At 31.2% G+C, this 11,470-nt stretch carries 11 protein-coding genes; all 11 read right to left on the bottom strand.

The window, feature by feature from the left end:
* Positions 1 to 4: 4 nt before the first annotated feature.
* Positions 5 to 184: a hypothetical protein gene (locus EG240_RS13325; RefSeq protein ID WP_125019857.1), complete on the bottom strand. Its 180-nt coding sequence runs from the start codon at positions 182 to 184 to the stop codon at positions 5 to 7.
* Between the two features lie 3 nt (positions 185 to 187).
* Positions 188 to 511, bottom strand: coding sequence for a hypothetical protein (locus EG240_RS13320; protein WP_125019856.1), 324 nt, complete (start codon positions 509 to 511; stop codon positions 188 to 190).
* 657 nt (positions 512 to 1,168) lie between these two features.
* Complete coding sequence (gene sufD / locus EG240_RS13315; protein ID WP_125019855.1) at positions 1,169 to 2,482, bottom strand: Fe-S cluster assembly protein SufD; 1,314 nt, start codon at positions 2,480 to 2,482, stop codon at positions 1,169 to 1,171.
* Between the two features lie 99 nt (positions 2,483 to 2,581).
* Positions 2,582 to 2,953 (bottom strand): four helix bundle protein, encoded by a 372-nt coding sequence (locus EG240_RS13310; RefSeq protein WP_125019854.1) that lies wholly within the window; start codon positions 2,951 to 2,953, stop codon positions 2,582 to 2,584.
* A 34-nt stretch (positions 2,954 to 2,987) separates the two neighbouring features.
* Entirely contained in the window at positions 2,988 to 3,725 is a 738-nt protein-coding gene (sufC, locus tag EG240_RS13305; RefSeq protein WP_125019853.1) for a Fe-S cluster assembly ATPase SufC, read from the bottom strand.
* 18 nt (positions 3,726 to 3,743) lie between these two features.
* The gene (locus EG240_RS13300; RefSeq protein WP_125019852.1) at positions 3,744 to 4,145 is read right to left on the bottom strand and encodes a four helix bundle protein; all 402 of its coding nucleotides are present in this window, start codon (positions 4,143 to 4,145) and stop codon (positions 3,744 to 3,746) included.
* A 36-nt stretch (positions 4,146 to 4,181) separates the two neighbouring features.
* Entirely contained in the window at positions 4,182 to 5,630 is a 1,449-nt protein-coding gene (gene sufB, locus EG240_RS13295) for a Fe-S cluster assembly protein SufB (RefSeq protein WP_125019851.1), read from the bottom strand.
* 59 nt (positions 5,631 to 5,689) lie between these two features.
* On the bottom strand, positions 5,690 to 6,058 hold the full coding sequence (locus tag EG240_RS13290) for a four helix bundle protein (protein ID WP_125019850.1): 369 nt from the start codon (positions 6,056 to 6,058) through the stop codon (positions 5,690 to 5,692).
* Positions 6,059 to 6,091: 33 nt separating this feature from the next.
* On the bottom strand, positions 6,092 to 6,421 hold the full coding sequence (locus EG240_RS13285) for a HesB/IscA family protein (RefSeq protein WP_125019849.1): 330 nt from the start codon (positions 6,419 to 6,421) through the stop codon (positions 6,092 to 6,094).
* Between the two features lie 165 nt (positions 6,422 to 6,586).
* Positions 6,587 to 9,202 (bottom strand): TonB-dependent receptor, encoded by a 2,616-nt coding sequence (locus EG240_RS13280; protein ID WP_125019848.1) that lies wholly within the window; start codon positions 9,200 to 9,202, stop codon positions 6,587 to 6,589.
* A gap of 296 nt (positions 9,203 to 9,498) precedes the next feature.
* On the bottom strand, positions 9,499 to 11,397 hold the full coding sequence (locus EG240_RS13275; RefSeq protein WP_125019847.1) for a M1 family metallopeptidase: 1,899 nt from the start codon (positions 11,395 to 11,397) through the stop codon (positions 9,499 to 9,501).
* Positions 11,398 to 11,470: the final 73 nt, after the last annotated feature.

Raw genomic sequence — 11,470 nt, 5'->3', positions numbered from 1 at the left:
ACAACTATTTCTTTTTTTTACCAACTATTTTTCTTGATTTATTAATCGAACTCAGGTTATTAGTACCATTACCAACCATTGTCCCTGAAACATGAGTTGCATGATTAATACCATTCTGAATAGCTCCAGCTGTTGAACCAGTAGTAAATTCGCCATCCTTATTAATTACTCTAGAAACACCCAAATTTTAATGATCAGCAAGAGGTTGACCACCATCCCAAATTCCTAGTATCATATTTTCTCCGAGTACAGTTCTGTTAATCGCATTTCCATTATGCAAATTTTGAACACGTGCAGTTTGAATTGAACTTAATGTTTCGGTATTATTTAATATCTTATAATACAAAACATCGTTTATTGAACTGTCATATCCTTTAAGAGAAAAATAGGAACTATCGGAATCAATACCATCAAAGGGTAAATTATATTTTTTAATATACTCAAGACCTAAATTGAATTCTTTAATATAATCCAAATCGAACTCTTTTGATAACTCAAATAATTTTTTCAAATCATAATTCTTAATTATATCATTTCTTTGCTCAACAGTTTGAGATTGAATAGATTGATTATAAAATAGAAAAAAAACAAACTAAATTTTAAAACATTTTTCATATATATCAAGTTTAAATAATTAACTAATAAAGCAGCTATTCAAACTCTTCTTCAAATACAAAAAATTAACAGAATAATTAATCTAAAAATATTTATTGATATTAAAATTCGATTATTAAACATAAAAAAGAACAAAGGGAAGAATAGCACAAAATGATTCTTGATTCAAATTAAGACAACATAAATCTCAATGTATAATCGAGAATAAATCACGTCTAAAGACTCTTAATCAAGTATTTTAAAAACACAACAACATTAAAACTTAGTCAATAAAACAATTAATTTAATGAAATAAATTAGTCTTTACTATAGTTTTGATACTATTAAGAAGAATAAAAATTTAATTAAAGTAAAATCTATACATTCAACAATTATACAAGATAAAACAGAAAACCAACATCATTAAAAAAACATAAAAAAAACCAAATTAACAGTATGTATTTTATATAAAAATAACACAAATAACAAATATATTTTACTAAAACCGGAAAAATTAACAAAAAAAAAGGGCTTGAAATTTCAAGCCCTTTTTTTAATTGTTTTTATAAATAAACTATATATCAAAACCGATATTTACACCCAACTTTAATGATATTAATTTTTGTAATTTTAACTTTAAATCTGGTATTTTTACTGAAGAAATAACCTCATCTGTAAACGCATACATCAACAATGCACGAGCTTCTTTTTGAGGAATTCCACGTTGTTGCATATAAAACATAGCAGATTCATCTAACTGACCAATCGTACAACCATGCGAACATTTAACGTCATCAGCAAAGATTTCTAGCTGTGGTTTTGTGTTCAAAGTGGCTTTATCTGTCAATAAAATGTTGTTATTTTGCTGGAAAGCATCTGTTTTCTGTGCAATTTTATCAACATAAATCTTACCATTAAAGACTCCAGTTGCGCGATCGTCAAAAATACCTTTGTAATTCTGATGTGATTCGCAATTTGGTTGCTCGTGATTCACTAAAGTATAGTGGTCAACGTGTTGTTTTTCGCCAATAATAGTTATACCCTTTAAAGTAGAATCAATTCTTTCACCTTGTTGATAAAAGTTTAGGTTGTTACGTGTAACATTACCTCCAAAAGAGAATGTATGCACCGAAACACGGCTTTCTTGCTTCTGAGAAATGAACGTATTATCAACTAAATTAGCGGTTAATTTATCGTTTTGAAGCTTGTAATAATCAACAATTGCACGTTTTTGCCCAAAAATTTCAGTAACCGAATTGGTAAACATTGGCGCATCGGTTAAACTTTGATGACGTTCTAAAATTTGAACGTGAGAATTCTCACCAATAATGATCAAATTTCTAGGCTGAATGAAGTTTGCAACCGTACCCGTAGTGAAATATAAAATCTCGATTGGCTTTGCTACAACCGTTGATTTTGGGATGTTTATAAACGCTCCTTCAGCTGCATAAGCCGTATTTAGGTTTGTTAAACTATCCTTTTTATCGGCAATTTTATTAAAATAGGCATCGATAATCATCTTGTATTTAGGCTTTGTCAATGCCGATGACATCAAACAAACATCTAAACCATCGTGTGTTGTTGATGATAAATGCGAAGAAAATACACCATTAATAAACACCAATTTATAGGTATCTACATTGTTTAAAAAGTATTGCTTAACATCTTTCCATTCAACTGGAATTTCATTACTTGGTAAAACCGCAAAATCGTTATTTAAAACCGCATTTAAGGAGGTATATTTCCAAGCTTCTTCCTTTTTGGTAGGAAAACCTTTATTTTCAAACACCTTTAATGCTTCTGTACGAACATCGTGCAAATCAGAATTTACATCGATTTTTTGTTCGAAAGCTAGGAAAGATGATAATAATTTTTCTTTTAAATCCATTCTATTTAGTCTTTATGTCTAAAGTCTTAAAGTCTAAGGTCATAATGCATAATGTCAAAAATAAAAGCCATATGTCTTTATCGATGACAATATTCAGGTCTATTTAGACGTATTACTCTGTTGTAGATATTTGATTAATCCACTGATTAACATTGAAATTTCAACTATTTCTGAGTTTAATTCTTTAAACTGAAATTCTGAAATAAATTTTAAATCGAGTGCAATGTATAATTGCGATCTTACTTCTCCTGCTGAACCTTTAGCAATATATAAGAATTGAATAAATTCTCTGTCAGTATTACGTTCAAAACCTTCAGCTATATTAGATGAAACAGAAATTGTTGCTCTTCTGATCTGACGCTGTAAATCTATGTCTTGAAATGGTTTTTGATTAGTAATTTCATATAAATTAGTAGTAAATTTTCTACATAATTGCCATGATTTTAATTCCTCAAAAGATTTCCATCCCATAACTTTCAGACTTTAGACTTACGAACTTTCAGACTTATTTAAGCCAATCGTATCCTTTTTCTTCTAATTCAAGAGCTAACTCTTTACCACCTGTTTTAACGATTTTTCCATCGTGTAAAACGTGTACAAAGTCAGGAACGATATAATCTAACAAACGTTGGTAGTGCGTGATAACAATCACTGCGTTATTTTCGTTTTTAAGCTTATTTACGCCATTAGCAACTATACGAAGAGCGTCAATATCTAAACCTGAATCCGTTTCGTCTAAAATAGCAATTTTCGGGTCTAACATTGCCATTTGAAAAATCTCATTACGTTTCTTTTCTCCTCCAGAAAAACCTTCGTTTAATGAACGTGATAAGAATTTACGATCAATCTCTAATAATTCAGATTTTTCTTTGATTAACTTCAACATCTCGCTAGCTGGCATATCTTCTAAACCTTTTGCTTTACGAGATTCGTTAATTGCAGTTTTCATGAAGTTTGTAACAGAAACACCAGGGATTTCTACTGGATATTGAAAAGATAAAAACACTCCTTTATGAGCTCTTTCTTCTGGAGCTAAATCAGCTAAATCTTCTCCGTCTAAGATGATTTCACCTTCTGTAACTTCAAAGTTTTCATTACCAGCAATTACAGCTGATAAAGTTGATTTTCCGGCACCATTTGGTCCCATGATTGCGTGAACTTCTCCTGCTTTTACTTCAAGATTAATCCCTTTTAATATTTCTTTATCCTCAACAGAGGCATGTAAATTTTTTATTTGTAACATTGTTTATATGTTTAAGGTTTAAGGTTTAAGGTTTTGAAACTTAGTTCCCTTAAAATCATTTTTATTTAAATAACTAATAAAGTTGCTTATTTTTCCACTTAATTTTTCGTAATCTTCAATCAATTTTACCATTTGAATTTGATCTATATATTTAGAATCAAACAAGCGATAAATTTGAGATCTTGTTTCTCCTGCAGAACCTTTAGCTATAGAAAGAAACTGCCTAAATTCTAGATTACCGTTTCGTTCAAAACCTTCAGCAATATTATCCATAACTGAACCAGCAGAAGATTTAATTTGTTCCTTGAATTTAAAGTCTGTTTTTAAATCAGTTGTAACGGCAATATCAATAATTTCTTTACTTAATTTTCTAGCTTCTTGCCAGATATCTAAATCTTCAAATCTTTTTATTGTAGCCATAATAAACAACTTTAAACTTTAAACCTGAAACATTTTTTAACCAACAGAACCCTCCAATGAGATTTCTAATAATTTCTTAGCTTCTACCGCGAACTCCATTGGCAACTTATCTAAAACTTCTCTTGAGAATCCGTTTACGATTAATGCGATTGCAGTTTCAGTTGGGATTCCACGTTGGTTACAATAGAAAATTTGATCTTCACCAATTTTACTTGTCGTTGCTTCGTGTTCTAACTTTGCAGTTGAATTTTGAGATTCAATATAAGGGAACGTATGAGCACCACATTCGTTACCCATCAACAAAGAATCACATTGTGAGAAGTTACGTGCATTATCAGCTCTTGAACCAATCTTAACTAAACCACGATAAGAATTTTGAGATTTACCAGCAGAAATTCCTTTTGAAATAATCGTTGATTTGGTATTCTTTCCTAAGTGAATCATCTTAGTTCCTGTGTCTGCTTGTTGGTAATTGTTTGTTACTGCAATTGAATAAAATTCTCCAACAGCATTATCACCTTTTAGAATACAAGATGGATACTTCCAAGTTACAGCAGAACCTGTTTCTACTTGCGTCCAAGATATTTTAGCATTTTTCTCTGCTAAAGCACGTTTTGTTACAAAATTAAAAACACCACCTTTTCCATTCTTGTCACCAGGATACCAGTTTTGAACCGTTGAATATTTGATTTCTGCATCGTTTAAAGCGATTAACTCAACTACCGCAGCGTGTAACTGGTTTTCATCTCTTGAAGGTGCTGTACAGCCTTCTAAATACGAAACATAAGAACCTTCGTCAGCGATTAACAACGTACGTTCAAACTGACCGGTACCGGCTTGATTGATACGGAAATAAGTTGAAAGCTCCATTGGACAACGAACACCTTTTGGAATATAACAGAAAGAACCATCAGAAAATACAGCTGAATTCAACGCTGCATAAAAGTTATCTGTTGTTGGCACAACTGATCCAATGTATTTCTTAACCAATTCTGGATGTTCTTTAATTGCTTCAGAAATCGAACAGAAAATAATTCCTTTTTCGTTTAATGTTTCTTTAAAAGTAGTAGCCACAGAAACCGAATCAACCACAATATCCATTGCGATGTTGTTCATACGTTTTTGTTCGTCCAAAGAAATACCAAGCTTTTTGTACATCTCTAATAACTCAGGATCTACATCGTCAATCGTTTTATTTGGATCAACATCTTTTGGTGCAGAATAGTAAGAAATAGCTTGAAAATCTGGTTTTTCATAAGTTACATTTGCCCATTCTGGTTCAACCATATCTTTCCAAATTCTAAAAGCCTCCAAACGCCAATCTGTCATCCATTGTGGTTCGTCTTTCTTTTGAGAAATTGCACGAACAATATCTTCATTTAGACCTATAGGAAAAGTTTCGGCATTTAACTCAGTGTAAAATCCGTATTCATATTCCTTAGTTTCTAATTCTTTTTTTAATTCTTCTTCGGTATATTTTGACATATTTAAAATATTTAAAGATTTAAAAATTCAATAATTTAATTATATAAAGGTTTCGAATTTTAATCTTTTTTTCTATTACGATCTAAATAACTTATAAAATTGGAAAGCTGTTGTGAAATTACAACTGACATATCTTGTAATGGTTTGGCATTTTCATAAGAAACAAACTCTAATTCTACCATTAGAATCAACATACTTTTAACCTCAGCACAACTTCCTTTTGCTATTTTTAAATATTTAATAAATTGATTATTGTTATTGTATTCAGAACCCTCAGCAATGTTATTACTTATTGAAATTACTGCTCTTTTTAACTGGTTAGAAAAAGCGGTTTCTCTAGTAAATTGAGGTTCTTGTAATAATTTAAAAATGCTCTTTGTAAGTTCAATAGCTTTTTGATAAACTTCAAATTCAACAAAGTTTTTCATTTTTAAATCATTTAATTATTAAATATTTTAATATTAAAGCGAAAAACTTTCACCACATCCGCAAGTTCTAGCAGCATTTGGATTGTTAAAAACAAATCCTTTTCCGTTCAAACCGCCAGAATATTCTAAAGTTGTTCCAACTAAATACAAAAAGCTTTTTTTATCGACAGCGATTTTTACTCCTGTATCTTCAAAAACTTTATCATCCTCAGTTAGTGCTTTATCGAATTTTAATTCGTATTCTAAACCAGAGCAACCACCACTTTTCACACCTACGCGAACGTAATCGTTTACTGGATCAAAACCTTCATCTTCCATTAGAAGAGAAACCCTTTTAGCTGCAGATTCTGAAACTTTTATCATGATTTTATAGATTTAAACTTTATCATTTGCAAAGATACCATAAAATATGATTTTTATCATACATCATAACATATTTATAACTTATGAAACGATAAAGAATTTTTATAAATGAAAAAACCATCTCGATATTGAGATGGTTTTTAAGATATATGTAAATATAAGTGATTAGAAAGTGAATTTAACAGAAGCATTCCATGTTCTTCCGAATCCGAAATACACTTGATTTGCAGTGTTAATTCCTTTATAAGTAGATGCTCCTTCAGCATTTTGAATAGCAGTTCTTGATTGCGTAATGTATTCTGCGTCGAATACGTTGTTTACGTTTACTCTAAAACTTAATGCGTTTGTTTTGGTTAAGTTTAAACGGTAAGAAACACCTGCATCAACTAATTGGTAAGATGGCAATTCTAAGTTATCTTTAGCTTGAACATCAGCAAACAAATCTTGGTAATATCTATAGTTTGCATCAATAGATAAATTAGGTAAAATTTTGTATTTAGCACCTAATCCAAAAACAGTTTGAGCAGCATTTCCAACTTTTCCTCCGTCTAAATCAGTTACTTTAGTTCCTAACAAATTACGGTCTTCGTCTCTGATCTCTTGGATTGCACTTCCTTTGTAAGTCCAGTCTCCGATAGAAGCAAATCCAGTTATATCTAAATTGTAAAGTGGTTTAGCTTGAACATCAATTTCGATTCCTCTATGTTGTTGTTTCACACCACGGTTCACAAAATATAACATACTGTTTTCTGTTAAACCTAAGTCACCTGTTGGATCGTATTCTGCAATTTGACTTGCACTAGCAAAACTTGAATTAGATTCAACTCTATTCGCCCATGTAGTTTGGTAAGCATTAACGTTTACTGCAACAAATTCAGAAGTAAATTTATATCCTAATTCTAAACCAACGATATCTTCATTCTTAGTAAATGGATTTACGTCATTTTTGAAATTTAAGTAGATATTATCATGGAAAGGTTGACGAGAATAGATACCAGCATTTCCAAAAACCATATGATTATCATTGAATTTATAACTAGCTCCTCCTTTGATGTTATAACCAACATTATTTACTTTATCAGATTTATCGTTTCCTTCTGCATATTGATAATTGTCATAACGAACATGAGATTGGTTTGAAACCGCACCTTGGAAGAAAGCAGAGAAATCATTTGTAGCGTATTCTAACTGAGTGAAAACTCCACCATAATTAATTGTTTCTGCATAATCCCATCCAATACGTTGATTACCGTCTTTAGCGTAATTGTTTAACGCTTTCCATGGATTTGTCGAATAAACATCAGTAACATTATATTGCCCCAATTTAACATTGTTGTTTACTGCAAAATAAGAAGCTCCAAAATCATTAACCATTTGTTTGAAATGCTCACCACTGTAAGTACGTAAATCAATACCAGCGTTCCAAGTTAAATTATCATTGAATTTCTTTTGATAGTTAGAAACAACACCAAACCAAGAGTGGTTATTTACAGAAGAACGTAAAATAGTTTTACCAGCACCATCGATCACATTTTGATCAAAAACACTTTGTAAATTAAGTGTTCCATTATCTAAAGATTTGAAAGAAGGACCTTCATTTCCTGTTCCTCCACCTCTACCAAAAGAAGCATAAACAACAGTAGATAAGTTAGAAGTTTCGTTAATTTTCCAATCCCAATTTAAGTTCATAACTGGTTTGTGGTAGTAATTTTTACGAATATTAAATTGCTCCCCGTTTAACATACCCCAGTTGTTGTTGTATTTTAAACCATGTGTTTGATAATCACTAATTTTTTTAGCATAATTTTGATCATGCCATTGTGGAGCTCCAGTAATTAAGAAATTGAAATTATGCTTTTCGTTTAATTTATAACCGATAGAAACAAAATAGTTTTGTCCTTGACCAGCCGTCATGTCGTTATATCCGTCACCTTGCCAGTGAGAAAACAACGCAGAAACACCCCAACCATTATCTAACAAACCTGTGTTTCCACCAACAGTTGTTTTGAAATAATTATCATTAGCAACCATTCCTTTTACAAAACCACCAGCTCTCATTTCAGTAGCTTTAGTGATGAAGTTAATCGTTCCTCCAACAGAAGAAATAGCTAATTTAGAAGAACCTAAACCACGTTGAATTTGAATTGCATTAGCAATATCAGACATTCCAGACCAGTTAGACCAGTACATGTTTCCGTCTTCCATTCCGTTGATTGGTTGTCCGTTTAATAAGAAAGCAGTATTTGATTGATCAAATCCACGAGTGTACATTTGTGTATCTCCAAAACCACTTGATTCACTAGTTACATAAACAGATGGCGTATTTACCATCATTTTTGTAATATCTCCAGTACCTACTTTCTCTTCGATTTCAATTCCTTTGATTGTTGATACAGCAATCGGAGTTCTTCTTCCGTCAGCAACGTCGATTACTCCACGTGCCATTACAACAATTTCGCTTAATGATTGCTCATCTTGATTGATGTAAATTGTACCTAAGTTAATTTCATTAGCTCCATTCGTATTGAAGTTTACTGTTTTTGTAACGTAACCTAAATATGAAATTTGTGCTTGTCCTTGATTGAATTCAGTTGTTAAAGTAAAAACTCCATTACTTTCAGTAATTGCACCGTCAGATGAACCTTTAACTATAATTTCTACTCCTTCAATCGCTGTTTTAGTAGAAGAGTCATAAATAACTCCGTTAACTTTATTTTGGGCATAAGTCATTGAACCCGTAAATAAAACTCCTAAAACTAATAAACTTTGAAATCTTTTCATTTCTGTTGATTTGTTTGAAAATTATTAAAATTTGAAGCAAAATTATAAGAATATCATAACAAAAAAGCCTTTTTACACTGATTTAATACAAAAATAACATATAAACAAAATTCAAAATCAATTAACAATAAAAAAAAATATCATTAAAAAAATATAAGAAATAATAAGATTTTATTTTTTTTTAGCATAAAAAATAAAACAAGCAATAATGCATTTTTAAAACATTCGTGCAAACGAACATTAAACAGAAGATAAAAAACAGTCAAATAGAAACATCATAAAACAAAAAAAAGTGACTAATTAGCCACTTTTTGATATACATTATTTTCTTTTTTGATATCTGCCATATAATCAGAAGGATCAATGATAATGGTTTTAATAGTTCCTTTATTTTTATTTATTTCGAAACTATAAGTTGGATATGCCCAATCCCAACCATTAAGAACCGTTCTTGGAATTTCTTTATAAGGATTCTCTTTGTTCCAACGCATTAACGTATTTGGAATATAAAATGTTTCTGTTGTTCCATCTTCGTAAAAAACTGCGATATCTAAAGGCATTGGCATCATTCCGATTCGTTCTAAAGTAACTTTAGTTTTGTCACCGTTAGCTTCAACATCTTTAATTCCATAATCAATCGTATTTACAGTTTGCGTCCAATCTACTAAATACCAATCCAGATTTGCACCTGTTACACGTTCAGCAGTTCGTTTGAAATCGTTTGGAGTTGGATGCGAAAAACGATAATCGTAATAGAAGCGTTTTAAGGTTTTCATAGTATTATCAAAACCAATAACATAAGACAATTGTGTAATGAAAACAGCTCCTTTGCTATAAGCAGAAACTCCGTAATTCATATTATCATTAAAACGATCTGCATGAGTTGAAAGCGGTTGTTCTCCATTTTTTCCAATCATATAATAATAATTATCATACATAGATTTGAAAGGATTTTCGTCTTCTTGATTCTCTTTTTCCATGATTGAATTCACAGCAAAATCAGCAATAAACGATGTAAAACCTTCATCCATCCATCCGTGTTTCGATTCGTTAGTTGCTAACAAATGTTGAAACCACATATGCGCTAATTCGTGAGCCGTAACTCCAATTAAGCTTGGTAAACTACGATTTCCTGTAATCAAAGTACACATTGCGTATTCCATTCCTCCATCTCCACCTTGAATAACAGAATATTGTTTGTATGGATATTCACCTAAAGTAGAATTGAAAAATTGAAGTAACTCAACTGTTTTTGGTTGTAAAGCTTTCCAATTAGCTATGATTTCTTTGTTGTTTTTGTATAAGAAATGTAATTCAACATTGTTTGGTCCCATTACGCGATCATGAATAAAATCTGGATCTGCACCCCAAGCAAAATCGTGAACATTTGGAGCAACGAAATGCCATGTCAATGTTTTTTGTTTCTTTGGGATTTTAACCTCAACACCTACATCTTGATATCCGTGACCGATTTCGTTTGGATTTTGTAAATATCCCGTTCCACCAACTGTATATGATTTATCTAAAGTAAGTTTTACATCATAATTTCCCCAAACACCGTGGAATTCTCTTCCGATATATGGGTCAGCATGCCAACCTTCAAAATCAAATTCAGCCATTTTCGGGAACCATTGCGTCATAGATAAAGCAACACCTTCTTCTGAATTTCTACCAGCTCTACGAACCATAACTGGAACTTGTCCATCAAAATTCATTGTTAATAAAGTAGATTTTCCAGGTAATAATGGTTTAGCTAAATCAACTTCTAAAATAGTTCCAACAACTTTAGTTTGAAGTGCGATTCGATCTTGTTTTAAGTTATTAACTTTCAAAAAGCCAATTTCGTTCGATTTAAGCTTAGATATTTTACTTTCCTTTACCAAGTTACCATCTGCACCCTTAAAACTCTTTACCATGCGTTTATCAGGGTCAGAGATAGAAGTTAATCGTGCATCCATTTCACTACCAGGCTGAAAAGCATTATAATACAAATGATAATAAACACGTTTTAACGTATCTGCTGAGTTGTTGGTATATTTTAATTCTTGTGTTCCTGAATATTGAAATTTATCAACATCCATCTTTATATCCATTTTATAATCGACATGTTGTTGCCAATAACCGGGATTTGGATTGTTATGTTGCGCACTTGCAACAAAACTGATACTTAAGAAAAAGAATAATAGTTTTTTCATGGTTTATAATTTGAAAAAATCCACTTACTACTCAAAGAAAATCTAAGTAATAAGTGGATTTAAAGTTTTAAAA

The sequence above is a fragment of the Paenimyroides tangerinum genome (assembly GCF_003865405.1).
Lineage (GTDB): Bacteria > Bacteroidota > Bacteroidia > Flavobacteriales > Flavobacteriaceae > Flavobacterium > Flavobacterium tangerinum.
This window is presented reverse-complemented; position numbering and strand designations above follow the sequence as displayed.